The 26,878-nt window shown below is 64.5% G+C and carries 20 protein-coding genes and 1 riboswitch; of the genes, 10 read left to right on the top strand and 10 right to left on the bottom strand.

Annotated elements, in window-relative coordinates; translation table 11 throughout:
- Positions 1-132 precede the first annotated feature (132 nt).
- From HOLFODRAFT_RS0200480 to HOLFODRAFT_RS0200495, 4 genes are all read right to left on the bottom strand, one after another.
- Positions 133-1,428, bottom strand: a complete 1,296-nt coding sequence (locus HOLFODRAFT_RS0200480; RefSeq protein WP_005037547.1) for a citrate synthase — start codon at positions 1,426-1,428, stop codon at positions 133-135.
- A 27-nt stretch (positions 1,429-1,455) separates the two neighbouring features.
- Complete coding sequence (locus HOLFODRAFT_RS0200485; protein WP_005037544.1) at positions 1,456-2,898, bottom strand: aldehyde dehydrogenase family protein; 1,443 nt, start codon at positions 2,896-2,898, stop codon at positions 1,456-1,458.
- Positions 2,899-3,108: 210 nt separating this feature from the next.
- The gene (locus HOLFODRAFT_RS0200490; RefSeq protein WP_005037542.1) at positions 3,109-4,749 is read right to left on the bottom strand and encodes an acetolactate synthase large subunit; all 1,641 of its coding nucleotides are present in this window, start codon (positions 4,747-4,749) and stop codon (positions 3,109-3,111) included.
- Positions 4,750-5,045: 296 nt separating this feature from the next.
- Positions 5,046-6,785 carry an AMP-binding protein gene (locus HOLFODRAFT_RS0200495; RefSeq protein ID WP_005037540.1) on the bottom strand — a complete coding sequence of 580 codons (1,740 nt, stop codon included), beginning with the start codon at positions 6,783-6,785 and terminating at the stop codon, positions 5,046-5,048.
- A 196-nt stretch (positions 6,786-6,981) separates the two neighbouring features.
- Here HOLFODRAFT_RS0200495 and HOLFODRAFT_RS0200500 point away from each other — a divergent pair, with 196 nt between their 5' ends.
- The 7 genes from HOLFODRAFT_RS0200500 to HOLFODRAFT_RS0200530 all read left to right on the top strand — a co-directional run bounded on the left by HOLFODRAFT_RS0200500 (position 6,982) and on the right by HOLFODRAFT_RS0200530 (position 16,445).
- On the top strand, positions 6,982-9,735 hold the full coding sequence (locus HOLFODRAFT_RS0200500; RefSeq protein ID WP_026938909.1) for a sensor histidine kinase: 2,754 nt from the start codon (positions 6,982-6,984) through the stop codon (positions 9,733-9,735).
- Between the two features lie 9 nt (positions 9,736-9,744).
- Entirely contained in the window at positions 9,745-10,389 is a 645-nt protein-coding gene (locus HOLFODRAFT_RS0200505) for a response regulator (RefSeq protein ID WP_005037535.1), read from the top strand.
- Between the two features lie 410 nt (positions 10,390-10,799).
- Entirely contained in the window at positions 10,800-12,500 is a 1,701-nt protein-coding gene (locus HOLFODRAFT_RS0200510; RefSeq protein WP_005037532.1) for an L-lactate permease, read from the top strand.
- Between the two features lie 65 nt (positions 12,501-12,565).
- Entirely contained in the window at positions 12,566-13,102 is a 537-nt protein-coding gene (locus tag HOLFODRAFT_RS0200515) for a LutC/YkgG family protein (RefSeq protein WP_005037530.1), read from the top strand.
- Positions 13,099-15,246 (top strand): L-lactate dehydrogenase (quinone) large subunit LdhH, encoded by a 2,148-nt coding sequence (gene ldhH / locus HOLFODRAFT_RS0200520; RefSeq protein WP_005037527.1) that lies wholly within the window; start codon positions 13,099-13,101, stop codon positions 15,244-15,246. Before HOLFODRAFT_RS0200515 ends, ldhH begins: the two co-directional genes overlap by 4 nt.
- A 323-nt stretch (positions 15,247-15,569) precedes the next feature.
- Positions 15,570-15,941 carry an energy transducer TonB gene (locus HOLFODRAFT_RS0200525; RefSeq protein ID WP_005037525.1) on the top strand — a complete coding sequence of 124 codons (372 nt, stop codon included), beginning with the start codon at positions 15,570-15,572 and terminating at the stop codon, positions 15,939-15,941.
- A gap of 147 nt (positions 15,942-16,088) precedes the next feature.
- Positions 16,089-16,445 (top strand): energy transducer TonB, encoded by a 357-nt coding sequence (locus HOLFODRAFT_RS0200530; RefSeq protein WP_005037523.1) that lies wholly within the window; start codon positions 16,089-16,091, stop codon positions 16,443-16,445.
- A 3-nt stretch (positions 16,446-16,448) separates the two neighbouring features.
- Here HOLFODRAFT_RS0200530 and HOLFODRAFT_RS0200535 read toward each other — a convergent pair whose 3' ends face one another.
- Genes HOLFODRAFT_RS0200535 through lysC form a run of 6 tightly spaced genes read right to left on the bottom strand, consistent with a single transcriptional unit; the run spans position 16,449 to position 22,482 of the window.
- On the bottom strand, positions 16,449-17,600 hold the full coding sequence (locus HOLFODRAFT_RS0200535; protein ID WP_005037520.1) for a diaminopimelate decarboxylase family protein: 1,152 nt from the start codon (positions 17,598-17,600) through the stop codon (positions 16,449-16,451).
- The gene (locus tag HOLFODRAFT_RS0200540) at positions 17,597-18,712 is read right to left on the bottom strand and encodes a pyridoxal phosphate-dependent aminotransferase (RefSeq protein ID WP_005037517.1); all 1,116 of its coding nucleotides are present in this window, start codon (positions 18,710-18,712) and stop codon (positions 17,597-17,599) included. Before HOLFODRAFT_RS0200540 ends, HOLFODRAFT_RS0200535 begins: the two co-directional genes overlap by 4 nt.
- On the bottom strand, positions 18,709-19,524 hold the full coding sequence (locus HOLFODRAFT_RS0200545) for a 2,3,4,5-tetrahydropyridine-2,6-dicarboxylate N-succinyltransferase (protein ID WP_005037516.1): 816 nt from the start codon (positions 19,522-19,524) through the stop codon (positions 18,709-18,711). Before HOLFODRAFT_RS0200545 ends, HOLFODRAFT_RS0200540 begins: the two co-directional genes overlap by 4 nt.
- Positions 19,524-20,411, bottom strand: a complete 888-nt coding sequence (dapA, locus tag HOLFODRAFT_RS0200550; RefSeq protein ID WP_005037514.1) for a 4-hydroxy-tetrahydrodipicolinate synthase — start codon at positions 20,409-20,411, stop codon at positions 19,524-19,526. The genes HOLFODRAFT_RS0200545 and dapA overlap by 1 nt, the downstream gene beginning before the upstream one ends.
- Complete coding sequence (locus tag HOLFODRAFT_RS22365) at positions 20,408-21,142, bottom strand: 4-hydroxy-tetrahydrodipicolinate reductase (protein ID WP_005037512.1); 735 nt, start codon at positions 21,140-21,142, stop codon at positions 20,408-20,410. Before HOLFODRAFT_RS22365 ends, dapA begins: the two co-directional genes overlap by 4 nt.
- The gene (gene lysC, locus HOLFODRAFT_RS0200560) at positions 21,139-22,482 is read right to left on the bottom strand and encodes a lysine-sensitive aspartokinase 3 (protein WP_005037511.1); all 1,344 of its coding nucleotides are present in this window, start codon (positions 22,480-22,482) and stop codon (positions 21,139-21,141) included. Before lysC ends, HOLFODRAFT_RS22365 begins: the two co-directional genes overlap by 4 nt.
- 215 nt (positions 22,483-22,697) lie before the next feature.
- Positions 22,698-22,877, bottom strand: a riboswitch (Lysine riboswitch).
- 149 nt (positions 22,878-23,026) lie between these two features.
- Between lysC and HOLFODRAFT_RS22370 the strand changes: the two genes are divergently transcribed.
- The 3 genes from HOLFODRAFT_RS22370 to HOLFODRAFT_RS18580 are packed head-to-tail and all read left to right on the top strand — an operon-like array spanning position 23,027 to position 26,860.
- Positions 23,027-23,632 (top strand): metal-dependent hydrolase, encoded by a 606-nt coding sequence (locus tag HOLFODRAFT_RS22370; protein WP_005037509.1) that lies wholly within the window; start codon positions 23,027-23,029, stop codon positions 23,630-23,632.
- A 51-nt stretch (positions 23,633-23,683) separates the two neighbouring features.
- The gene (locus HOLFODRAFT_RS18575) at positions 23,684-24,850 is read left to right on the top strand and encodes an HD domain-containing phosphohydrolase (protein ID WP_005037507.1); all 1,167 of its coding nucleotides are present in this window, start codon (positions 23,684-23,686) and stop codon (positions 24,848-24,850) included.
- A 27-nt stretch (positions 24,851-24,877) separates the two neighbouring features.
- Positions 24,878-26,860 carry a thioredoxin domain-containing protein gene (locus HOLFODRAFT_RS18580; RefSeq protein WP_005037505.1) on the top strand — a complete coding sequence of 661 codons (1,983 nt, stop codon included), beginning with the start codon at positions 24,878-24,880 and terminating at the stop codon, positions 26,858-26,860.
- Positions 26,861-26,878 lie beyond the last annotated feature (18 nt).

Genomic DNA, 26,878 nt, shown 5'->3' on the forward strand with positions numbered 1-26,878 from the left:
TGCGCTGCTGTCTACACGGAAACGCCCCCGCCTGGATGCTGGGCGGGGGCGTCTGATGGGTGGAGAGTGCCCTGGTCTGCCAGGGCTGTTGGCCTCGGACCTCCTGGGTGCTCTTGTTCCTGGCTGGCGTTTTCAGCAGCGGATATCGCTGGGGGTGTAGTGATTCAATGCCCGCCCCTGGTAGATCTGTCTCGGACGATAGATCCGGCCGCCCGGATCCTCTATCACTTCCTTGTAGTTGGCGATCCAGCCAGGCATCCTGCCGATGGCGAAGATCACGGTGAACATGTCGAGCGGGATACCGATGGCCTGCATGATGAGGCCGCTGTAGAAGTCCACGTTGGGATAGAGCTTCCGCTCCAGGAAATAAGGATCCCGCAGGGCCGTTTCTTCCAGTTTCTTGGCGATGTCCACCAGGGGGTCATGGACACCCAGCTGTTCCAGCACCTCGTCGCAGCGGGCCTTGATGATCCTGGCTCTCGGGTCATAGCTCTTGTAGACCCGGTGCCCGAAGCCCATGAGCTTGGCCCTGTGTTCGCCGTCCTTCCGCTTCACCTTCTCCAGGAAGCGACTGCCGTCATCTCCTGTCTCCTGAATCTCCTTGAGCATCTCGATGACCGCCTGATTGGCTCCCCCGTGCAAGGGGCCCCATAGGGCGCAGACGCCTGCCGCGGCGCTGGCGAAGAGGTTGGCCCGGCTCGAGGCCACCATGCGCACCGTGGAGGTCGAACAGTTCTGCTCGTGGTCGGCATGGAGCAGGAAGATCAGATCGAGGGCCTTCAGGACCGCCGGATGGATCTCGTAGTCCTCGTCCGGCGAGGAGAACATCATGTGCAGGAAGTTCTGGGTGTATGCGTATTTTCGTTTGGGGTAGATGGAGGGCAGTCCGTGGGACTTGCGGTAGGCGTAGGCCGCAAGGGTGCGCACCTGGGAGATGAGCCGGGCGGCGATCCGCTCGAAGGCCACTGGATCGTAGTTGCGGGTCAGTTCCGGGATGAAGCAGCTCGCGGCATTGATCATGGCCGAGAGGATGGCCATGGGATGGGCGGAGGACGGGAAGCCCTCGAAGTGGAACTTCATGTCCTCATGGATGGTCTGGTACTCCGTGAGGAGGGCTGAGAATCGCTGCCGCTGGACCTGCGCGGGCAGGTGGCCGTAGATGATGAGGTAGGCGGTTTCCACGAAGGAGGAATACTCAGCCAGCTCCTCGATGGGAATCCCCCGGAAACGCAGGATGCCCTTATCGCCATCGATGAAGGTGATGGCGCTCTGACAGCTGCCGGTGTTGCCGTAGCTTTCGTCGTAGGAGATGCAGCCGGTCTGATTGCGCAGCTCCCGGATATCGAGGGCACGTTCTCCTTCCGTGCCTACGATCACCGGGAGTTCCAGCGTACGTCCGTCCAGTTCCAGTTTCGCCGTATCGCTCATGGTGGGGTCCCCCACCGGTATGATGCCTCAGAGCGGCGAATTGTAATCCATTAACAGGACCCGGGGTTCCAGCATGTCCAGGATGGCGTATTTGGGGCCCTCCCGGCCGATGCCCGAATCCTTCACGCCGCCGTAGGGCTGGTGCTCGGCCCGGAAGGTGGGGACTTCGTTGATCGTGACCCCGCCCACATGGAGCTGCTCGAAGGCGTAGCGCACCTTGCGGATGTCATGGGTGAAGACCCCGGCCTGGAGTCCGAAGGGCGAGTTGTTGATGGCCTCGATGGCCTGGCGGAAGTCCGAGAAGGGCTCCACCGCCACCGTCGGGCCGAAGGTCTCCAGGGCGCAGACCTTCATGGTCGGCTTCGTGTTCGTGAGGATCGTCGGCGGGATCAGGTTGCCCTTGCGTTCGCCCCCCAGAAGCACCTTGGCCCCGTCAGCCTTGGCCTCCTCGATCCAGGCCTCGATGCGCTTGGCGTTCTTCTCATCGATCATGGCGGAGAGATCCACACTCGGGTCCTCCGGGTCCCCCGTTACGAGCTGGGCGGCCAGAGCGGTGAAGCGGGTGGTGAAGGCTTCGAACAGGGTTTCGTGCACCAGGATCCGCTGGGTGTGGATGCAGCTCTGGCCCGTATTGCCGAAGGCTCCGGCCACGGCGCGGGCGGCGGCCCTCTCCACATCGGCGTCCTGGTCCAGGATCAACCCGGCGTTGCCGCCCAGTTCCAGAACCACTTTCTTCCTGCCGCAGTGCTTCTTCATCTCCCAGCCCACGTCCGGGGAGCCCGTGAAGCTCAGGAGGGCGAAGCGGTCATCGGTCACCAGGCCGTTCCCGGTCTCCCGGTCCATGGGGATCACCGAGAGGGCGCCCTTGGGGAGATCGGTCTCGGCGATCAAAGATGCCAGGAACAGGGCCGAGATGGGGGTCTTGGAGGCTGGCTTGAGGATGATGGGGCACCCGGCGGCGATGGCCGGGGCTACCTTGTGGGCCACCAGGTTGAGGGGGAAGTTGAAGGGCGAAATGCCCGCCACGATGCCGATCGGGAAATACTTGATGATGGCTTCCTTGTTGGCGCCCGAGGCCATCCAGTCCAGGCTCATGAGCTCCCCCGGAAGGCGCTTTGCCTCCTCGGCGGCAATGAGGAAGGTCTGGGCGGCCCGGTCCGCCTCGGCCAGGGCGACCTTTACGGGTTTACCGGACTCCCGGGCCATGATGGTGGCGAAGCGCTCGCGGTTCTGTTCGATGGCCTCCGAGACCTGCTTCAGGATCTGGAAGCGCTTGAAGACCGGCAGGGCCTGCATCTCATGGCGCGCGGCCTGGGCCGTCTCGATGGCACGCTCGTATTCGGCCTCTCCGCCCAGGAAGGTGCGGTAGACCACCTGGCCGGAGTAGGGACTCAGGACTTCCAGGGCCCGGGAGGTCTCCAGGGCCTGGCCAGCCACCCAGATGGGATAGGTTTCCGTTGTTTGGGCCATGGTGGTGCTCCTAGTGTGGTGTCCCAGTGAAATGCGGACCGTTTGAATCGGATCTGACACCACACTGGGCGGGGGTTTGGGGGCACGGCAGTGCCCCCAAGGGGGTGACAGAAAAGCACGCACCGCGTGCTTTTCGCCAAAGGGGCCATGCCCCGATGGAAGTGTGGTGGCCCGTCTTGGAGCTGGTTCCAGTCATTCCGGGCCACCACACTAGATGGTGCAGGCTTTTTCGTTGAGTTCCTTGGTCAGGACCCTGGCGTTCTCGGAATAGTCCACCGGAACCTCGATCACATGGACCCCCTTGGCGTTGAGGCATTCCACCAGTTTGGGCCGAAGCTCCGAAGTCTGGGTGATGCGGTGGCCATGGGCGCCGTAGGCCTCGGCATACTTGACGAAGTCGGGGTTGCCGAAATCCAGACCGAAGTCTTCGAATCCAGCGCCGGCCTGTTTCCATTTGATCATGCCGTAGCCGTTGCTGTTCAGGATGAGCACCACCAGGTCCAGGCCGAGGCGAACCGCCGTCTCCAACTCCTGGCTGTTCATCATGAAGCCACCGTCACCGCAGACCGCGAGGACTTTCTTGGCGGGGTGGACCATCTTGGCGGCCATGGCTGAGGGCAGGCCCGCCCCCATGGTGGCCAGGGCGTTGTCCAGGAGCAGGGTGTTGGGCTTCCAGGCCCGGTAGTTGCGGGCGAACCAGATCTTGTACATCCCGTTGTCCAGGGCGACGATATCGCAGGGGCCCATGGAACTGCGCACATCCGCCACGAGGCGCTGGGGGAGGACCGGGAAGCTGTCGGAATCCGCACGCTCCGCGACCTGGGCGTCCACCCGGGCCTTGACCTTCATGAAGTAGGCGAAGTCCCAGCGGGGGGAGACCCGGACCTTCTCCTGGAGCTGCCAGACCGCGTTGGCGATGTCGCCGACCACCTCAAGCTGGGGGAAGTAGATGTCGTCCGCGTCCGCCCCGACGAAGTTGATGTGGATGACCCGGGTGCCGCCGGGCTTCATGAAGAAGGGGGGCTTCTCCACCACGTCGTGGCCGATGTTGAGGATGAGGTCGGCCCGTTCGATGGCGCAGTGGAGGTAGTCCCGTTCCGAGAGGGCAGCCGTGCCCAGGCAGAGGGGGTGATCCTCCGGAAGCACGCCCTTGCCCATCTGGGTGCTGAAGAAGGGGATGCCCGTGCGCTCGACGAACTGCATCAGCATCTTGGAGACCAGCTTGCGGTTGGCTCCGGCTCCGAGAAGGATGAGTGGGGAATGGGCCTGCTCGATCCACTCCGCTGCAGTGGACACAGCCTTCTCGTTGGCATCGGGGCGGCGCACGGGATGGACGGGGAAGGGCACCGCACTGGTCTCTTCCGCAGCCACATCCTCCGGCAGCTCGATGTGGACGGCCCCGGGACGCTCCCCGCTCGCCTTGGCGAAGGATTCCCGGACGATGGCGGGGATGCGTCCGCCCCGGACCACCTGCTTGGTGTGCTTGGTGAGGGGCTTCATCATGTCCACGATATCGACGATCTGGAAGTGCCCCTGCTTGCTGGAGTGGATGGGCTTCTGCCCCGTGATCATGCACATGGGCATGGCGCCGAGCTGGGCGTAGGCCGCCGCGGTCACCAGGTTGGTGGCCCCGGGACCGAGGGTGGCGAGGCAGACGCCTGGGACACCCGTAAGGCGGCCGATGGTGGCCGCCATGAAACCGGCGGTCTGCTCGTGGCGGGTGAGCACCAGCTGCAGGTTCGAATTGCGCATGGCCTCCAGGAAGTCCAGGTTCTCCTCGCCGGGCACCCCGAACACATATTTCACGCCCTCGTTTTCCAGGCACTTGACCATCAGATCACTGGCTTTCATGGACATGTATCCCCCCACATATGGGTTGAGCTTGGCGAAGTCATGTAGCGAAATAACGACACTGGACCTCGTATGCACTTAAAAGGTGCCCTGGGCTCAGTCTGTAGGGTGAAGAATAGCAGGGCAATCTGTTTAAAATAGTGGTTTTAAATCAATAATTGCATCTCAATTATTTTATCCTGATATGACCTGGCGCCCTCCCTGCGGTGTCATTGGATGAGTCTCGCTGCGACTTTGTTCGCGACCAAGCAGGGGCGGCCTTTGGAGGCCGCCCCGCGGTGATTCCAGCCCGAAACTCAGGTCCTGTGGATGGTCCCCTGGCGGAGGAGGCGCCGCAGGGCCTTGCCCACGGCGTTCTTGGGAAGCTCGCCGATGAAATTGACATGGGTGGGGATTTTGTAGTTGGCCAGCAGCTTCTTGCAGTGGGCGCGGATCTCTTCGTGGGTCAGGCCATGGCACCGGGCCACGACGTAGGCGTGGACCGCCTCGCCAGTGGCCTCATGGGGGATGCCGATCACTGCTACATCGGCCACATCCGGGTGCAGGGCGATGCAGGCTTCCACCTCGTTCGGGAATACATTGAAGCCGCTGACGATGATCATGTCCTTCTTGCGGTCCGTGATCGTCACATAACCAGATGGGTCCAGGACGGCGATATCCCCGGTGTGGAGCCATCCCCCCCGCAGGGTCCGGGCATTCTCTTCGGGCTGGTTCCAGTAGCCCTGCATGACCTGGGGGCCTCGCACCACTAGTTCCCCATGCTCGCCCGGAGCGACGGGTCTATCCGAGTCGTCGACGATGCGGATATCGGTGCCGGGTAGCGGGAGCCCGGCGCCCCCAACCTGATCGAGGTGGCGGCGGACCATGCCGCCTTCCCGGATGGGGGGATTGAAGGTCACGAGGGGACTGGCCTCCGTCAATCCGTATCCTTCGATGATGACGCTGCCGGTCAGGGCTTCCCAGCGTTCCAGAGCGGCTGGATGGGTCTGCATGCCGCCAGCATAGACGGAGTGGAGGTGCCTGGGGGGGGCTTCCGCGAACCACTTCTCGTCGGGCAGGGCCTTGAGCAGCGTATTGACGGCGCTCATCCAGGTGATGTCGTGGTTCCGGAAGGCGGCCTTCAGGTTCTTCAGGGGGCGGGGATTGGGGATCAGGATGTTGTGGCTGCCGGAGAAGAACCCGAAGAGCAGGTTGATGGTGAAGGCGAAGACATGGTACATGGGCAGGATGCTCATGGCTGTCTCTTCCCCATGCCTGAGGTAGCCCTTCGTGATCTCGTTGATCTGCGCCAGGTTGGCCAGCAGGTTGCCGTGGGTGAGCATGGCGCCCTTGCTCGTTCCCGTGGTCCCTCCGGTGTACTGCAGCAGGGCGAGGTCCCCGAGCTGGGGTTCGGGAATGGGGTGCTCGGGCTGGAGGAGGCGTTCCTTGGCGTGGCAGAGGATTCCCTGGCGCAAGGCCGCCTTGAGCCGTATGTGGGGCACCGCCATGGGGGGCACCTGCCGGGAGAGGGCGAGCTTGGTCCTGATGAGCAGGCCGTGGGCCCAGGGGAAGAAGTCCCCTATGCCCGTCAGGATCACTTCCTTCACGGGCGTCCTGGGCAGCACTTCCGATACCTTGTCTCCGAAGTGGTCCAGCATCACCAGCACCTCCGCACCGCTGTCGTTGAGCTGGTGCTCCAGCTCCCGGGCGGTGTAGAGGGGGTTGGTGTTGACGACCACGCACCCGGCCTTCAGGATGCCGAAGGCGCAGATGGGATAGGCCAGGCAGTTGGGCAGCAGGATGGCCACCCGTGTACCGGGTCTGAGACCCAGGCCCTGCCGGAGATAGGAGGCGAAGGAGTCCGCAAAGCGGTCCACATCCCGGAAGGAGAGTGACGCCTCCATGCCGTTGGGGAGCACCAGCGTGGTCGCCTTGCGGGTGCCGAATTTCCTGGCGGTCTCGTGGGCCAGATGCCCGAGGTTCTGGAAGGGAAGGGCTTGGGCTTCGCTTCCGACGCCTGGCGGGTAGCTGGAACACCATGGTCTATTTTGGCTCACAGATCCTCTTGAAGTGCAGGCGAGTGGACCAGTCTAGCCACTTGAAGGATTAGGAAAAAGTAAAGATGTAAGAATGGATTACCATTCATACAACGTCGGGGTGGGCCCTCCCCATCGACGGGGCGGATCAGGTTGGGGGGTGCCAGATCTACCCGACTGCTGAACAATGGAGGGAGTTGTTGCCTCTGGGGGTGATGTGTCCGAGACGATGGATCCCGCGGATCGGGGCGAAGGGCGCAGGGCCCCGGGAGGTCTGGCCCTCGGGCTCAGGCTCCTGATTGTGCTGTGCTGTCTTCTGATGGTTTCCGGGCAGGCCGTCTGGGCCCAGGGGGGAGGGGCTGCCGGGCAGGGCGGTAAAAAGGTTTTGATAATTCACTCATACTACAAGGGCTTCCTGTGGACCGATGAGGAGCACCTGGGTATCACCTCGGTGCTTGCGCCTGCGGTGGGCATGGAAAACATCTATGTGGAGTATCTCGACAGCAAGCGCTTCTATCGGGACGACTATCTGGTGCAGCTCTCCCAGGTCTTCCGGAAGAAATACCGATCCTACCGGCCCGATCTGGTGGTGGTGACCGACAACAATGCCTTTGACTTCATCCGGCGTTTCGGCGAAGAGCTCTTTCCCGGCACCCCCGTGGTCTTCTGCGGGGTCAATGAGGCCCGGGCCGAGGATCTGGTCGGGCACCCCAGCTTCACGGGCGTAAGCGAGGAGGCGGACCTGAAGGGGAGTCTGGATGTGGCGCTGGCGCTACAGCCCCGCACCCAGTTCATTCATGTGGTGAACGACTCCACGGAGACCGGGCAGATCGTCGGCAATCACCTTCGGGTTCTGGCGCCGTCCTATCCCCAGGTCCGCTTCGTCTTCCTCGATGGCCTGTCCATGGCCGAAATCCTGGCCCAACTGAAGACGCTGCCTCCTCACAGCATCGTGTTCCACACCTTCTTCAGCCGGGACGTCACGGGGCGCCTCTTTGAATACAAGCAGAGCATGGAGCTTGTGGCTGGAGCTGCCCAGGTCCCCGTTTTCGGGGCCTGGGATTTCAATCTGGGTCATGGTCTGGCCGGGGGCATGCTCACGAGCGGGGCCGCCCAGGGTGAGGCCGCGGCCCGTATCGCGCTTCGGGTGATGGCGGGGGAGCGCCCAGCGGATATCCCGATCCAGCGCGAGACCCCAGGGAGGCTCATTTTCGACTACAACGCCCTGGCCAAGTTCCAGATCCCCTTGGCTTCCCTGCCCAAGGGGAGTCAGGTCATCAACCTGCCGGAATCGCTCCTGATCCGTCACCGGAACCTCCTGGTCACCCTGGCGGGCACCGTGGTCCTGCTCGTCACGATCATCGCAATCCTGTCCGCCAACATCAGCCGCCGCAGGCAGGCCGAGGAGGATCTCCTGAAGTATCAGGTCCATCTGGAGGAGCTGGTGCAGCAGCGGTCTGCCCAGCTGCAGGCCGCGAACCAGGAGCTGAAGCGGGACTTCGCGGCCCTCGAGAAGACCCAGTCCGCCCTCAGCCAGGCCGAGAGCAAGCTCCGCAGCATCTTCGACAACGCCGCCGAGGGGATCTATCAGTCCAACCCGGAAGGCCGCTTCCTCACGGTCAACCCGGCCCTCGCCCGGATGGCGGGCTATTCGGGCCCCGAGGCGATGAAGAAAGGGGTCCGGGACCTCCGGCGGGACTTCTATGTGGACCCTGGGCTTCGGATGGCCTTTGAGGCGAGACTCACCGGGGAGGGGGAAGTGCACGGGCACGAGTCCCAGGTCCGGCGGATGGATGGCAGCACCATCTGGATCCTGGAGAATGCCAGGGCCAAGCGGAATGAGCGCGGCGAACTGGAGCACATCGACGGCATCATCCAGGACATCACGGGCCGAAGGCGGGGAGAGGAGGCGCTCCGGAACTCCCAGGAGATCCTCAACAAGACCTTTGCGAGCCTTCTGGACGCCCTGTTCATTGTCAACGCGGGGGAGCGGACCATCCGGGACTGCAATCCGGCCACCCGGCAGCTATTCGGCTTCGAACGGGAGGAGCTGCTCGGGAGATCCGCACGCATCCTCCATGTGGATGAAGCCTCCTACGAGACCTTGGAGGCCCGGGCTCTGGAAGCCTTTTCGGAGAAGGGCTTCCTGCACCTCCCCAACTTCCAGATGAGGCGCAAGAACGGGGATATCTTCGTCAGCGAACTGGCCATGATGCCCCTCCGGGGCAAGGACGGGCTCATGACCAGCTGGGTCTGCGTGGTCCGGGACATCACCGAGCAACGGCAGATGGAGGCCAAACTGGACCTGACCCGGCGCAAGCTCCGCGCCCTGGCCGCTGAGCTCACCCTGCTCGAGGAAAAGGAGCGGCGCACCATCGCCACCCAGCTGCACGATCAGCTCGGAGCGGTTCTGGCCATGGGCAAGGTGAAGGTCGCTACGATCCTGCAGGCCGCCGCCGGGACGCCCTTCGCCGGGCCCCTTGAGGAGGTCCAGGCCCTCATCGGCGAGGCGGTGAACGAGACCCGCTCCCTGACCTGGGAGCTCAGTCCTCCCATCCTCTACCAGCTGGGCCTCAGCGCCGCGGTGGAGTGGCTTTGTGAGGAGAACGAGAAGAAGCACCACTTGGCGGTCCGCTTCTCCCAGGTCGGGGAGGCCCTGGAAATCACCGAGGAGCTTCGATTCCTCGTATTCTCAGCCGTCCGGGAGCTTTTCCTGAACATCGTCAAGCATGCTGAGGCGAAGCAGGTCTCCGTGATGCTGGCCTGGACCGAGGAGTCCGTCCTGTGCCGGGTGCAGGACGACGGCAAGGGCTTCGTGATGTCGGAGGTGGAGCCTTTGAGGGAGGCCAGACGCAGCTTCGGGCTTTTCAATATCCAGGAGCGGGTGGCGGAACTGGACGGCCGGGTGGAGATTACGTCCCTCCCCGGCGAGGGGACGACGGTTCTGCTCGTGCTACCCTTGGGTATCTAAGGACTTGCCTTGACTACCATTCTGATCGCAGATGACCATCGCGTCGTGCGGGAGGGGCTTCGGACCCTCCTCGCGCAGGAACCCGGTATGGAGGTGGTGGGAGAGGCCGCTGATGGCCACGAAGTGGTGGCCGCAGCCAGGACCCTGCAACCTGAAGTGATCATCATGGATATCGCGATGCCGGGGTTGAACGGCATCGAAGCCACCCGACAGATCGTGGGCGAGAACCCTGCCATCCGCGTGGTTGCCCTGTCCATGTACGCGGACCGGCGTTTCGTGACCCAGATCCTCCGGGCCGGCGCCCTCGGATACGTGCTCAAGGAGGCGGCCTTCGAAGAGTTGGCCAGGGCCATCCAGACGGTGGTGAGCGGCAAGCCTTATCTGAGCCCTGCGGTGGCCGGCTTCGTGGTTGAGGAGTTCGTGCAGCAGGTATCCCCCGCACCTGCCAAGTCGCTGGCCCTCCTGACCAGCCGAGAGCAGGAGATCCTGAAGCTCCTGGCCGAAGGCATGAGGGCCCGGGAGATCGCCCAGGAACTGAGCATCGGCCAGAAGACGGTCGAAGCCCACCGTCAGAACCTGATGAACAAGCTCGACATGCACAGCATCGCCGAACTGACCCGCTTCGCCATCCGCGAGGGGCTGACAACGGTCTGAGGATCGGCGCCGTGAAGGCAGCCAGGGGGGCCTCACGGCCAAACCGCCGTCCTTAGGGCAAGGAAATGACGGGTGGGGATTATTGCGGAAGTTCTCATAATTGAACTTGATTATCGAGCCCGCTTTTATCCTGCCTATCCTATCCATCCTGTTCAAAGCTTTTTAACAGGAGGGATAGGATAGGCAGGATAAGAAAATTAATTAAATATACACGATGGCAGGGACCGCCGAGTTCATTATGTGCCACCGCATCCCCGTGCGCGATTACGCTGCGTTTGACAGCAAATCGTTATCCGATCCCCCTGGATTGCCGTATCTGATCGTTCGGCCTTGCGGATGTCGGCTAGGTGAATATGGTTGTTGACATAGGTGAAAATACCTAGAAAGATGGCTTCATAATGGAGGGTGAAATGCTTACATGGACCCAGGTGTACACCCCTGTCATGGGCAATGTATTCCTTTCCGCTGCTGTTGCCGCGATTCCCGTCGTGGTCCTGCTGGCCCTGCTGGGCTTCGCCCACATCAGGGCCCACTGGGCTGCCATTCTCGGCCTGGTCTCCTCCCTGGCCATCGCCATCTTCGTCTACAGCATGCCGGTCAAGCTGGCCATCGCCGCTGCGGGCTATGGTGCCGCCTATGGCCTGCTGCCCATCGGATGGATCATCCTCGGCGCGATCTTCGTGTACGACATCACGGTGAGGACCGGCGACTTCGAGGTGGTCAAGCATTCGATCGCGGGGCTCGCGGATGACCGCCGGATCCAGGTCCTCCTCATCGGCTTCAGCTTCGGGGCCTTTATCGAGGGCGCAGCGGGCTTCGGAACCCCCGTGGCCATTGCCGGAGCCATGCTGATCGGCCTGGGCTTCCGCCCCATCAAGGCCGCCGTGCTGGCTCTCATCGGCAACACCGCGCCAGTGGCCTTCGGTGCCCTGGGCATTCCCATCATCACCCTCGCCAAGGTCACGGGCCTCTCTGAGCAGGCCCTCAGTGCCATGGTGGGCCGTCAGATGCTGCCCTTCGCCCTCATCGTGCCCTTCTGGGTGGTCTGGGCCATGGCCGGGCGCAAGAAGATGTGGGAGGTCTGGCCCGCTTGCTTGACCTGCGGCGCCAGCTTCTCCATCACCCAGTACATCGTGAGCAATTTCTTCGGGCCCTCCCTGGTGGCCATCTTCAGTTCCGTGATTTCCCTGGTCGCCACAGTGGCCCTTCTCAAGTTCTGGAAGCCCAAGACCACCTGGCACTTTGAACACGAGTCCGCCGAGGAGCGCTCTGCCGAGGCCGCCGCCCGTCCCGACCACTCCGCCGGGCGCATCGTCAGGGCCTGGATGCCCTGGGTCTTCCTCTGCGCCTTCGTCTTCGCCTGGGGCCACCCCACCTTCAAGACCTATCTGAATGGTGGCGCCAAGGGCCACGAGAACTTCCTGGCTGGCAAGTCTGTCATCAAGATCCCCGTGCCCACTCTGGACAAGGCCGTCGTCAAGGCTCCTCCGGTTGTCGCCAAGCCCGTTGTCGAGGAGGCGGTCTACACCTTCAACTGGCTGTCCGCCACCGGCACCAGCCTCCTCTTGACCGGTCTCGTGAGCGGGCTCTTCCTGGGCCTCTCGATCGGAGAGCTCTTCAAGATTTTCCTGGGCACCCTCAAGCGGATCCGGATCTCCCTTCTGACCATCACCGCCATGCTTGCCCTGGGCTTCTCCACCCGGTACGCGGGGCTGGATGCCACCATGGGGCTCGCCTTCGCCTCCACCGGCATGTTCTTCCCCTTCTTCTCGCCTCTCCTCGGCTGGCTGGGCGTGGCCCTCACGGGCAGCGACACCTCCTCCAACGTCCTCTTCGGCGGTCTGCAGAAGATCAGCGCCGAGAAGCTCGGCATCAACCCGATCCTCTCCTGTGCCGCCAACAGCAGCGGCGGCGTCATGGGCAAGATGATCGACGCCCAGAGCATCGTGGTGGCCGGTGTGGCCACGGGCCAGCAGGGCAAGGAGGGCGAGATCCTGAGGGGCGTCTTCTGGCACAGCATCGCCCTGGCCTGCTTGGTGGGTCTGCTGGTCTTCCTTCAGGCCTATGTGTTCACTTGGACCATTCCTGTGGCGGAAGCCATCGTGAAGTGATGAGATGGGCTCCCGCGGACCTGGTCTGCGGGAGCCCGGCTCTTCTGTCCTGACGTGAGGTGGAGATGTACGAGCTGTTCAAAACCAGGGCCGAGGCCGCCGGTGGTCTGGTCCATCGCTTCCCGACCGGAGCTGAGGCCCTCGAATTCCTGCTGAAGAGCCTTGAGGTCGAAGGAACCCCCGCCGTCTGGGCGGGGGGCAGCTTCCTGGAGGGCTGTGCAGAGCAGCTCCTGGGCGCCCCGATCCCGGGGCTGGCGCTTTCGGTTACCCGGGAGAATGCCAAGGGGGCCCGGGTCGGCATCACCCAGATGGACTGGGGCATCGCGGACACCGGCACCCTGGTCCAGGACGCCTCCGGGGTGGAGCAGCGGCTGGCTTCGACGCTGCCCTGGACCCATATCGCCCTGCTGCCGACCAGGAACCTGGTGCCGGATCTGGCGACCCTCCTCACCAAGGTGGATCCGGCCAGGAGCCGCTACCTTACCTTCATTACGGGGCCCAGCCGTACGGCGGACATCGAGCGGGTGCTCGCCATTGGGGTCCACGGCCCCGAGCGGGTGATCGTGATCTGCATCGACGATCTGGAAGGGGGGCGTCCGTGAGCAAGGCCTTTGACCAGTCCATCACCAAGGCCCTGGAAAACCCCAACCTGGGAGGCATCCTGGACCGCTGGAACTACCCGGCCACCCGGGCCAAGGCCTATGAGGGCGTCGATTTCGAGGCCCTTCGCGGCGAGATTTCCGCCATCAAGGGCGAGGCGGCCGGGCACCTTCCGGAGCTGGCGGACCAGTTCCAGAAATCGGCTGAGGCCCGTGGAGCCAAGGTCTTCCGGGCCAGCAGCCCCCAGGCCGTCCTTGATTACATCCTGGGGATCTGCCAGTCCAAGGGCGTCAAAAAGGTGGCCAAATCCAAGTCCATGGCCTCGGAGGAGATCCATCTCAATAAATTTCTGGCCGAGCACGGCATCCAGGCGGACGAAACGGACCTGGGCGAGTGGATCGTCCAGCTGGCCCATCAGACGCCATCCCACATGGTCATGCCCGCGCTGCATCTGACCAAGGAGGAGGTGGCGGAGATCTTCAGTCAGGAGGTGAAGCGGCCCCTCTCCCCAGAGATCCAGGGCCTGGTGAAGGTGGCCCGGAAGGAGCTTCGGGAGAAATTCTTCGAGGCGGACCTGGGGGTGACAGGTGCCAATATCGCCATCGCCGAGACCGGCACCCTGGTGATCATGACCAACGAGGGCAATGCCCGGCTCGTCACGACTCTGCCGAAGATCCATGTGGCCATCGTGGGGATCGAAAAGCTGGTGCCTCGCTTCGCGGATGCCGCCCCGATCCTCAGGGCCCTTCCAAAGAGCGCCACCAGCCAGCTCATCACCAGCTACGTCTCGATGATCACCGGGCCCGTCCCCAACGATGACGGCACGATGAAGGATCTGCACATCATCCTCATGGACAACCAGCGCACCGCCATGGCGGCGGATCCCGAGTTCAAGCAGGCCCTCCAGTGCATCCGCTGCGCCTCCTGCCTGAACGTGTGCCCGGTTTATCGCCTGGTGGGGGGGCATGTCTTCGGCCACATCTATACCGGCGGGATCGGCACGATCCTGACCGCATGGTTCAACGAGCTGAAGACCACCGAGGACATCCAGGGGCTCTGCATCGGCTGTGGCAAGTGCAACGAGGTGTGTCCGGGCAAGATCGATATCGCCGGGCTCATCCTGGAACTGCGGCGGCGGCTAGCCAAGAAGGAAGGCCTCTCTTTCATCCAGAAGAGCGCCCTCCAGATCATCAACAACCGCAAGGTATTCCACGCCATGCTCCGGGCGGCCTCCATCGCCCAGAAGCCCTTCGCCAAAGATGGGTTCATCCGGCACCTGCCCATGTTCCTGTCGAACCTCGCGGAGCACCGGAGCCTGCCGGCCATCGCGCCGAAGCCCTTCCGGGACCTCTTCCCTGAGATCCGCCAGCCCAAGGGGGGGGGCAAGGTCGCCTTCTACGCCGGCTGCGCCATCGACTTCGTATCGCCCAAGGTGGGCGTGGCGGTGGTCAAGGTCCTCAACCAGGCCGGGCTTGAGGTTATCTTCCCCCAGGAGCAGTCCTGCTGCGGCATTCCCCACTGGGCCTCCGGCGCCAACGAGATGGCGGCCCTGGCGGCGGCCCACAACCTGGGGCCCCTGTTGGCTGAGGATGTCGAATACGTAGTGACCGCCTGCGCCACCTGCGCCACGGCCCTGAAGAAGGAGTGGCCTCATCTGCTCCAGCAGCAGGGTATGGGGGGGCTGGTGCCCAAGGCCGAGGCCGTGGCCGCCAAGACCGTCATGTTCACCGAACTGGTGGCCAAGCTCATCCAGGAAGGTCGCCTGACCCCCAAGGACGGGATGGAGCTCCAGAGCGTTACCTACCACGATTCCTGCCACGCCAAGCGTCACGTGGGGATCTACAAGGAGCCCCGGGCCGCCCTCAGCGCCGCCGGTTTCGATCTCCGCGAAATGAATGAGAGCGACACCTGCTGCGGCATGGGCGGATCCTACACCGTCAAGCAGCCCGAGCTCTCCATGGGCATGCTGAAGCGCAAGCTCGACAACGCCGAGCAGACCGGTGCCCAGTACCTCTGCGCCGAGTGCCCCGGCTGCCTCATCCAGCTTGGCGGCGGGCTCGATAAGCGGGGCTCGCAGCTCCAGGCCAAGCACCCGGCAGAGTTGCTGGAGGACCGTTTCAAGGATCCGGGCGATACGGAGGGGTGAACCTTCCCGACTGTCGGCTTGGCTGAGTCTGAAGGATCAAAAGAGTAAACACAGAGGGCACAGAGGCTCAAAAGAGAGGGCACAGAGAAAAGCAAAGACTGGTTGGTTGACCGGGCCTCAATCTTTGCTTCTGTATCCCTTTCATCCCCTTTATCCTGGCTAAATGCTTTTTTTGCTGTTTTTGGGTTATGGCATTTCTTCCATTATGAAACAAGCCGATTGTCGGGCGAATGTTTACAGCTTTGCTCCAGAGCTTTCACGGGGGGGGCCGCATCGGCGATCCATGCTTTGAGCGGAAGAAGAGATTCTTCCGTGGAGGATGCATGATCCTGGAACAGCTCTCTCAGGCCCTTCGGGGAAGCTTGGTCCTTCTGGTGCTGGGTCTCGGTCTGGGTTCCCCCCTGGCCCATGCCCGGGAATCAGCTAGATGCGAGATGGTGAGCGCTGCGCCGGTCCGCATCAGTGCCGAGGCGCGGGGCCTCCTGGACGAGGATCGCACCTTCAGGGTGAAGGTCTATGTGGATTCCCTGGGCAGGGCTCAGAAGGTGATCGTGATGAACGGGTTCCCCGGCTCGGCCATCGACGCGGATGTTACGCGGGCCGCCCTGGCCTCCACCTACCGCCCTGCGGTGAGGGATGGAAAGATGTTGCCAGGGTGCATTGTCCGGGAATTCCAGTTCGCCAGGCTGCGCTAATCTTTTGTTTATTGTTGATAAATAAAAATAGGGTGACAAGGGCGTCTGGGTGTGGTTGAATTTTTTATCAATTCAAGATCCAAGGCTGCATCCCTTCGCACTGGAGCAGATGGGTAGAGCCTGATATCCGCCCGAGGAGGCTGTGTCATGAGGCAACCCGTTCAGATTCTGTCGATGTTTATCTTATGGACAAGTCTCAATGCCCTGGTCGCACCCGCTTTCGCCAAAGGGAGCGCTGACTGCAAGATGGTGCACAGCACGCCCATCTCGCTCGAGGATGTGCCCCGGAAATACCTCAGCGAGGACCGCACTGTGAGGGTGAAGGTCTATGTGGATTCCACGGGCAGGGCCCAGAAGGTCATCGTGGTCAATGGCGTTCCCGGGTCCGGCCTTGATGTGGCCGTCACTCGTGCCGCCATGGATTCCACGTACCAGTCGGGCCTGCAGGACGGGAAGCCTGTGGCGGGCTGGGTGATCAAGGATTACCGCCTCGTGCGGCAGTAGGGCTCAGCCCACCCAGACCTCGGGGGGCCGGGGGTGGCTCAGGAACTCGCCCATGGCCTCCGTGAAGCCATAGGCGCCCACGGTGCCGAAGGCCAGGATGTCGCCCGGGGCCACCTCGGGCAGGTCCAGGTCGCCCAGGCGGTCCAGGCTGGTGCAGAGGGGGCCCGCCAGGGTGGCAGGTCTTACCGCGCCGCTGCGGCCCAGGACCCTCACCGGGAAGGGGTCGCCGGTCAGCAGGGGGCGCAGGAGGTGGTTGACGCCGCCCTCCAGGATGATGAAACGGGTGCCGCGGCTCTCCTTCACGCGGATCACCTTGGCCAGGTAGACCCCGCAGGAGGCGGACATGAAGCGGCCGGGCTCCAGGATCAGTTCGCCCTTGAACCAGGGGTGGGCTTCCAGGAGGTCCTTCAGGCCCTGGCCCAGGGCTTCGACATCGAGCGGGGTCTCGGATTCCGTATAGGGCACCCCCAGGCCGCCGCCCAGGTCGATCTGCTCCAGTTCGATGCCGAAATCCTGGTGAAGCCGCTTGGCCAGGTCCAGGACCATGGCATGGGTGGCCAGGAGGGTCTGGGCGTTGCGCTGGTTGCTGGCGGCGAAGACATGGAGGCCGCGGATGCGGACGTGGTGGAGCTTCGAGGCCCGCTCCAGGATGGAGGGGAGATCCTCCTCGTCGACACCGAAGGCCGAGGGGCCCGTGCCGCCGATGATGCGGTTGCTTTCGTCGGCCCCGCTGGCGGGATGGACCCGCAGGTTGACCGCCAGGGGTCCCGTGGCCAGGGGATCCAGGCGTTCCAGATCCTCCCAGCCCTCGGCCTGGACCCGGGCGCCCTGGGCCAGGGCCTGGGCCAGTTCCGCATCCCGCTTGCCGGGGCCGGCATAGAAGGTCATGCCCTTGGGCAACTCAAGGGCAGCCACCCGGGTGAGCTCGCCCCCGGAGGCGCAGTCGAAGCTGGCGCCGAGACCGGCGAAGACCTTGAGGAGTTCTGCGTGGGGGTTGCTCTTCACGGCGAAGGCGATGCGGGCGCGATCAGGGAGGGCTGCCCGCAGGCGCCTGTACTGGGCCGCCGCCGTGGGGCGGTGGTAGGCGAAGAGGGGCGTTCCGTGGGCCTGGGCCAGGTCCCGGCAGGTGGATTCATCCAGGGCGAAAAGCGTCATCCTTGTCTCCAGTAGGGGGCCAGTCGGCGCACCCCTTCCGCGATGGCCTCGGGCTGTCCCGCGAAGCTCAGGCGAATGTGATGGCGTCCCCTTTCGCCGAAGGCCGAACCCGGCACCACCACCACGCCGCCCTCGTCCCGCAGGCGCAGGCAGAAGGCCATGGGGTCGGCCAGGGCGGACCCGGGGACCTTCAGCCAGTGGTAGAAACCGCCGCTGGCCTGGGCCGGGGCGCTTCCGAAGTGGGTCCGGTAGGCCTCCTCGAAGGCGTTCCAGCGGGTCCGGATCTCCTGGCGGGCCCCCGGGAGGACGGTGGCCGATTCCCGGATCAGGGCCAGGGCCGAGCGCTGGGCGGGGCTGGCGGGGGCCGTGACCATGTAGGCGTGCAGCAGGCGGGCTGGGGCCAGCCACGTGGGATCCCCCAGGGCCCAGCCCAGGCGCAGGCCGGGGCCGCCCCAGGCCTTGCTCACGGAGCCAAGCACCAGGCCGCTCTGGGTGACCTGGCGAAGGCTCGCGGGCCGCTCCCCGAGATAGAGCTCCCGGTAGACCTCATCGGAGATCAGGAGAATGCCGCGCCTGTCGCAGGCCTCCGCCACCTTGGCCAGGGCTTCGAGACCGGCTCCGGCGCCCGTGGGGTTGGCGGGGTGGTTGATGATGGCCATCTTGGCCTGGGGTGCCCGGTCCAGGGCCTCGCAGAAGGCGTCGGCGTCCAGGCGGAAATCGGAGCCCAGGGGGTAGGGCAGGGGGGTGGCCCCGGCCATGTGGGCCAGGGCGGGATAGGACAGGAAGCCGGGGTCCGGCACCAGCACCGCATCCCCGGGCTCCAGCCAGGCCTGGAAGAGGGCGAAGAGGGCCCCCTGGCTGCCGGTGGCCAGCATGACCCGGTCCAGATGCTCGCCGTGGAATTCCGCCACGGCCTGCCGCAGTTCCGGGAGCCCGGCGTTGGGACCGTAGGCGCAGGGACCTTCAATACCAAGAAAAGCGAGCCTCCCGGGCTCAGGCAGGGCCCAGCCCGGCTCCCCCAGGCCCATGGGGATGGCGCTGGCGGGAGCGCCCTCGCTCAGGGCGCGGATGGGGCTGGGCTTGAGGTGCCCGAGCCGGGAGGCGGGCATCATCGCAGGGCCTCTTCCAGGGCCGTGGCGGCGTTGGTCTTGGCATCCCGGTACTTGACGATGCAGGGGGCCGAGAGGCTGATGCCCTGGGCCTTGGCGTACTCGCCGGAGGCGGGACGGGTGCCGGGCACCACGACGGCGCCCTCGGGCACTTCCTTGGTGAGGGTGGTGCCGTTCACCAGATCGTAGATCACGGTGGAGGCGGTCAGGAGCACGCCGGGGGCCAGGACGGCCCGCTTGCGCACAATGACGCCCTCGTAGAGGCCGCAGTTGCCTCCAACGAATGCTTCGTCTTCGATAACCACGGGTACGGCGCCGGCGGGTTCCAGCACACCGCCCACCTGGACGGCGGCGCTCAAGTGCACGTTCTTGCCGATCTGGGCGCAGCTGCCCACCAGCACGTGGCTGTCCACCATGGCGCCAGCGTCCACGAAGGCGCCCACGTTGATGTAGGCCGGGGGCATGATCACCACGCCGGAAGAGACATAGGCGCCGCGGCGCACGGCGCTGCCGCCGGGCACCATGCGGACGCCCTCTTCCAGGCGGAAGGCCCGGGGGGGGAAGCCGGTGCGGTCGAAGGAGGGGCCGGGCCACCCGGGGACTTCGGCGGTCTGGGTGTGGCGGAAGCCCGCCAGGATGGCGGTCTTGACCCAGATGTTGGCCTTCCAGGAGCCATCTGTCTGGGGGCTGGCGGAGCGGATCTCGCCGACTTCCAGGGCCTTCAGGAGCGTCTGGTGGGTTTCGGCCAGGGCCGGATCCGCCACGATCTCATCCATGGGGCGGCTGTAGAAGACTTCAAGGGCGGAAGCGGACATCAGGCGTTCTCCAGGACGGGCTTGAGGCATTCGGCGAGGCAGGCGTGGGTGGTGGCCTGGGCGGGCAGCAGGGGCAGGCGCATCATGTCGCCGCAGATGCCCAACTGGGCCAGGAGGGCCTTGACGGGGATGGGGTTGCTCTCGGTGAAGAGGGCGTCCATCAGGGGGTAGAGCTTGGCGTGGAGGGCGGCGGCCTCGGCGCGCCTTCCGGCCGTGGCCAGCTCCACCAGAGTCTTGGTCTGGCGGGGCAGGGCATTGCCGATGACACTCACCAGGCCAGCGCCTCCCATGGCGATGGTGGCCAGGGCCAGGTAATCGTCGCCCGAGAGCAGGGCCTTGCCCTGGGGCAAGGTCCTGAGGATTTCGGAGATCTGGGCCATGTTGCCCGTGGACTCCTTGAGCGCCACGACCTGGGGGATCTCCCAGAGCTGGGCCAGGGTCGCGGGGGCCAGGTTGATGCCGGTGCGGCCGGGGACGTTGTAGACCACCAGGGGGAAGCCGGGGACGGCCTCGGCGATGGCCTTGAAGTGGGCCACGATGCCGGAGGGCATGGGCTTGTTGTAGTAGGGGGTGATGACCAGGGCGCCGTGGGCCCCCAACTCCTGGGCCCGGCGGGTCATGGCGATGGTCTTGCGGGTGTCATTGGAGCCCGTACCCACGATGACCTGCCGTCCCTGGGATTCCTCCAGGGTGGCGGTGATGAGGGCATCCCGCTCGGAGTCGGTGACCGTGGCGGCTTCGCCGGTGGTGCCCAGGACCCAGAGTCCGTCGACCCCGCCCTCCACCACGTGCTTTACGAGGCGCCGGTAGGCCGGGAAATCCACCTCCTGGTCGGGGGTGAAGGGGGTTGCCAGGGCGACGCAAAGGCCGGAGAAGGGGGCGCTCATGACAGGTCTCCAAAATCGAACAGGGAATCCAGGATCCCCTTGGCGAAGTCGTTGAAGGAATAGAGTCCCTTCCGCCCATTCGCCCAGCGGATGGCGTGAAGGGCGCCCCGACCGAAGAGGGCCCGGGAACGTGCGGTGTGGGTCAGGGTCAGGGTCTCGGCGGGGCCGTCCAGGCCTACGGTGTGGGTGCCGAACTCGGTGCCCGCGCGGATCACCGAGACATGGAGTTGGTCCAGGGCCGGGTTCGGGCTCATGGTCCAGGATGCCTTGCGGGGGCAGCCCTTCAGGACCGAGTTGGCCAGGTAGGTCGCGGTGCCGCCCGGGGCGTCCGCCTTCATGCGGTGGTGATGCTCCAGGACGTACGGATCCACCTCTGAATCCAGGCTGGCGAAGCGACCCAGTACCGTGGCCAGGCGGCCCATGAGGGCCACCGTCAGGGAGAAGTTGGGGGACACCAGGACACCGATGCGGTCACCGATGCGCTCCGCGAAACGGTCGGGAAGCTCCCATCCCGTTACCCCGATCACCAGGTTGGAACCGGTCTGGAGGGCCCACTGGAGGTGGCCCTCGATGGCCGGGGCCGCGCTGGCGGCAACCGCCACATCAACGGCGCCCGTGGGCTCCTCGCCCTGGTCCACATGCCATACGAGTTCGAGATCGGAAGCGCCTTCCAGGGCCTGGGCGATGGCGGTGCCAAGGCGGCCCCGTCCGAAGATGCCTACGCGGATCACAGGTAACCTCCCGTCATCAGGGCGCCGTGGAGCTGCTGGAGGGCCCTGGGGGCCTCCTCCTGCTTCACCACGAGGCTCATGTTGATCTCATTGGCGCCCATGCTGATCATTTCGATGTTGATGCCCGAGAGAGCGCTGAGCAGGGGGCCCGCCATGCCTGGGGTGTATTTCAGGCGCTCGCCTACGATGGCGACGATGGCACGGTCCGTGGCCACACTTACGGTGGCGAACTCCGAGAGATCCTTGACCACGGCATCGATGGAGGCCTGGGGCTCCACAGTCATGGAGACGCTTACCTCGGCGGTGGCGATGAGGTCCACGCTGATGTCGTAGCGGGTGAAGGCGTCGAAGAGCTTGGAGAGGAAGCCGCTCTGGTTGAGCATCCTGGTGGAGCTCACCGTGAGCACCGTGACGGGGCCGCGGGTGGCCAGGGCCGTGACGGGACGGCCGGTCTTCACCTCGTCGGTGATGGTCGAGAAGCGGCCGTTGGGGATGCGGGTGTGGCGCACGGTGACGGGGATGCCTGCTTCCACCGCAGGCTGGATGGTGGCGGGGTGGAGCACCTTGGCCCCGAAGGCCGCCAGTTCGGCGGCTTCGTTGAAGCTCAGCTCGGCGATGGGCTGGGCGTCCGGGACGATGCGGGGGTCGCAGGTGAGCACGCCCTCCACGTCGGTCCAGATCTGGATGTCCTCGGCCCCCAGGGCCGAGCCGAAGAGGCTCGCGCTGTAGTCGCTTCCGCCTCGCCCCAAGGTGGTGGTGCAGCCGTCTTCGGTGGCGCCGATGTAACCCTGGGTGACCACAGCCTTGCCGTCCGTGATCTTGGGGGCGAGCTTTTCGAGGACCAGGGCCTTCATCTCGGAGATCTGGGGCTTGCCGCAGCCGTAGGTGGCATCCGTGCGCATGACGGTGCGGGCGTCGAACCACTCCATGCCCATGTAGGCGGCCAGGATGCGGGTCGAAAGGCGTTCGCCCACGCTGGCGATGGTGTCCATGCTCCTGGGGGAGAGTTCCTTCAGGAGAGATACCCCCCTGAGCATCATTTCAAGCTCGCTGGAGAGCTGGGAGATGGCCATCTCCAGGTAGTCGGGCATGCCCGCCGGGAAGAGGTCCAGGGCGATGCTGTGGTGCTTGTCGATGAGGGCCCGGAGTTCCTCCAGGGCTTCGACGTTCTGGCCCGCTTCGGACTTCTTGGCCATGGAGAAGAGGGCGTTGGTGCTCTTGCCGGAGGCGGAGCAGACCACCAAGGGGGACCGGGAGAGGGCCTTCCTGACCAGATCGGCCACTTCCCGCATGCAGGCAGCATCGGCGAGGGAAGATCCCCCGAATTTCATGACGATCATCGGAGCACCTCCTGGATCAGGGTGAAGGGTGGAATCCCCGTTTTTGATCGCTGCATGTGAAGCCTCCAGAGATTGTAAACCGCGCTGAACCACAAGGTCGATGACGACCGGAGGCGCGGGCTACGTCAGCTCTGCAAATGGCAGGGGCGGTTGCGTGAGCACCTCCGAACCAAGGGAAGCCTCCGAACTCACCCGGGAACCAGGGGCTCCCGATTGCGTCCTCAGGCACTCCGCAGCTTTTGGGGGCTGCGACAGCCGCCGGGTCTTAGCCCATGCGTCCAAGGTCAGCGTTGATGATCCGCTTCCCTTTCGGCGATCCTCCCCTTTCGCTCCAGATCATCGGGCCCATCGCCCTCCCTGGAACTACTGATGGGGACCGCTCCTCCATCGGTTCTTCAACCATGCCAAAAAAATCGTAATCTGCCAAGATGAAACCTGAGCGGATGATGGAGCATTCCTTGATTTAGTAATCATCGACGGCCGGACATGCAGGTGTCGTTCCCATTCGGGACTCTGGCCAGCTGGAACGCTCAAGGAGTCAGAAGTGCCCTCATTCTTTGGTCATGTCGCGGCTGGTGCCACGATCCACGTCCTGCTCCGGGACGGGGAGTCTTCGCAGCCTCGAACCCGGAATCTGGCCCTCTTCTGTGCCTTGGCCCCGGATCTGGACTGGTTCATGTCCTTTCTTCACCTCTCGGGACGTCATGTGCTGAACCACCGGGGGGTGACCCACTCCCTGGCAGCGGCGCTCCTGCTGGCCAGTCTGGTCATGTTCCTGGCTTTCAGAAAGGATGAGCGGCGCCCGAGGGTGTGGATATGCATGGTGCTCTGCGCCCTTTCTCATTGCCTCCTGGACGCCTGCACCCTTGGGGGGGTGGGCGTGGCGGTTTTCCTCCCCGTCACACCGATCCGCTTCGTGTGCGCCTGGCAGCCCATCCAGGTGGGACCCATCCCCTTGAATCTGACGCTCCTGCGCGGATTCCTCGGGGCCCTCTGGACCGAGGCCATCTGGATCGGAGTTCCCGCCATCGCCTTGGTATCCACTGCCCAGGTCCTTCGATTCGTCCGTGCGCTGCGCATTGATGAGCGGATCTACGAAACCCTTCCGGAGCCACCCATCCTTCCGGAGTCTTTCGAGGGGGATTACTAACCAGACTCAGGATTCGTTTCTGCAAACCCGAAAACGAGTTCTGGAGAAGTCATGGCCAGGAAACAGATTCTCTTCGTGGACGACGACTCAATGGTGCTGCAGGGGCTCCAGAGAAGCCTTCGGTCCATGAGGGCTGACTGGGACATGGTGTTCCTGGACAATGCCACCTCGGCCCTGGAGATGCTGGCGACCCATCCCTTCGAGCTGATCGTCTCCGATATGCGGATGCCCGGGATGAACGGGATCGAACTGCTATCCCGGACCAGGGAGCAGTTTCCGGACACGGTCCGCATCATGCTCACGGGGAATGCCGACCTGCAGACGGCCGTGGATGCCGTGAACCAGGGGAATGTCTACCGCTTCCTGACCAAGCCTTGTGACACCGATGACCTGATCCGGGTGCTCAACCAGGGGCTCCGCCAACAGGAACTCATCACTGCGGAAAAGGCCCTGCTCCAGCAGACCCTGAAGGGGACGGTCAAGATGCTGGTGGACCTACTGGCCTTCCTGGCTCCTGCTTCCTTCGGGAGGGCCCAGGCCACCGGGGAGCTGGCCGAGGGGGTCGCCCGGGAACTGGGGATGGAGAACCCCTGGGTGCTCGGTATCGCCTCCACCCTTTCCCAGATCGGCATTCTTACCCTCCCTCCCGAGTTGGGCGCAAAGTTGCAGGCTGGCGCGGAGCTCACCCCAGAGGAACAGGACTTGGCCAACCGGGTGCCCCAGATGGGGGCGGAGCTGATCGCGAACATCCCGCGGATGGAGGAGGTCGCCGACTCCGTCCACTACATGCACAAGAATTACAACGGAACCGGGTTCCCCATGGACCCTCTCAAGGAAGATCGGATCCCCATGGGGGGGCGCATTCTCCGTGCCGTGAGGGGCTTCGAGGCCCTGAAGTCCCAGGGGGAATCCGAATCCGATGCCCTGGAGGCGATGGGAGGCGATAGGGCCTGCTACGACATGGCAGTTCTCCGCGCCTTGGTGAGCTTCCTGCGCCGGAAGACCGAGGGAGCTGTCACGCCTGTGCCCCGCCCCGTGTCTCTGGCCGGGCTCAAGGAAGGCCAGACCCTTGTCCATGGCATCGAGACGGTGGAAGGGCTGCTGATCATTCCGGAAGGCACCCTGCTTGCTCCCGTCCACCTCCAGAAATTGCACAACTTCGGGAGAATCTCCAAGATCCGGGAACCGATCATCGTGCTCGGGCACGCCGGGGAATGAACGGAATCCCAAGACAGGGAGCCCGCCATGCCCAACCGCCTGATTGAAGCCACCAGTCCCTATCTCCTTCAGCACGCCCACAACCCGGTGGACTGGCATCCCTGGGGACCCGAGGCCCTGAATCTGGCCCGGGAGCTGGACCTCCCCATCTTCCTCTCGGTGGGCTACAGCGCCTGCCACTGGTGCCACGTCATGGAGCGGGAGTCCTTCGAGAATGCCGATGTCGCCGCATTCCTGAACAAGCACTTCGTTCCCATCAAGGTGGACCGGGAGGAACGACCGGATCTGGACGAGCTCTACATGGGAGCCGTTCAGCTCCTGGCCGGACGGGGTGGATGGCCCATGAGCGTCTGGCTGACACCCGAACTGGAGCCTTTCTACGGAGGAACCTACTTCCCTCCGGTCTCCCGGGGGGGGATGCCAGGCTTCCTGGATGTCCTGGAGGGGGTGGCCAGGGTCTGGCAGGAACGCCGCCAGGATGTGCTTGCCCAAGCCGGGGAGCTGGTGGCGGCCCTTCGGGCGGGGCGCGGAATCGGGGGCGACCCCCCTGGCGAGGGGCTTCTTGAGGTGGCGATCCGTCATCTGTCCTATTCCTTCGATGCTCGATGGGGTGGTTTCGGGGGTGCCCCCAAGTTCCCTCCCATCCCGGCTCTGACGCTCCTGCTGGGGCGGGGGGATCCCAAGGCTCTCGACATGGCGATCCGGACCCTGGATGCCATGGCGGCGGGGGGGATCCGGGACCACCTTGGAGGCGGGTTCGCCCGGTACAGCGTGGATGAGCGTTGGAAGGTTCCTCACTTCGAGAAGATGCTCTGCGACAATGCCCAGCTGGCCTGGGTCTACCTGGAGGCCTTCCGGGTCACGGGAGAGGTTCGTCACGGCGAGCGGGCCCGGGAGATCCTGGACTACTTCCTGGGGGAGATGCGGGACGCTTCGGGGGGCTTCTTCAGCAGCGAGGACGCGGATTCCGAGGGGGAGGAAGGCCGCTTCTACACCTTTTCCTGGGGAGAGGTCCAGGAGGTGCTAGGCCCTGGGGCCGATCTCTTCTGCCGGGCCTACGGCGTGACCCCGGAAGGCAACTTCGAGGGAGGGCGGAGCCTGCTGCACCGCATGGAGGTTGGCGATTTTCCTGAGTCGGAACTGGCCATCCTCCGGGAGCGGATCAGGCTCTACCGGGATCGCCGGGTGCGTCCCCACCGGGATGACAAGATCCTGGTGGCCTGGAATGGCCTGGCCCTCTCAGCCCTGGCCAAGGGGAGCGCCCTCCTGGGGGAGCCCCGATACCTGGAGGCAGCGGAGGCATGTGCTGACTTCCTCCAACGCGAACTCTGGCGGGACGGCACCCTGCTGCGCACCTGGAGGCAGGGCAGGGGACACACTCCGGGTTTCCTGGAGGACTACGGGGCGCTCATCCTTGGCCTCCTGGATCTCTATCAGACAGGTTTCCATTCGCGGTGGCTCCACTGGGCCCAGGAACTGGGAGAGGCGCTCCTGGAACGCTTCCACGAGGCTGAGGGGGGATTCTTCGGCACAGAGGCCCTGGATGTGATTCTGCGGCAGTGCCCCGTATTCGACCACGCCATCCCCTCTGGCAATGCCCTGGCGGCCCTGGCGCTGCTGCGCCTGGGGAACCACTGGGACCGGCCTGACTTCCAGGAGGCCGCCCGAGGGGTGCTGGCGCGTTTCGCGCCCGAACTGGAGGGAGCCCCCCAGTCCTGCCTGGGGCTCCTGCGGGTCCTGGGCGAAGCCGCTGGCGATTCTCTGGAGATCGTGGTGACGGGGCTTCCGGATGAGCCGAAGGTGCTGGAGTTCCTCCGGATCCTTCACCGGAGCATCAGGCCTGGGCAGCTCCTGACACTTGCGGCCTCGGATCCGGGGCTGCCCCTGCACCGGGGCAAGGATGCCATGGAGCCAGCGGTCCACCTCTGTCGCGGTCGAGCCTGCCATCCGGCCATCCATGATGCCGGGGGGCTTGGTACGGCTTTGAAGGCGGCATATTTCGCCCCTTGAATGCCCTCAAACAGGGAT

It is taken from the genome of Holophaga foetida DSM 6591 (genome assembly GCF_000242615.2).
GTDB lineage: Bacteria > Acidobacteriota > Holophagae > Holophagales > Holophagaceae > Holophaga > Holophaga foetida.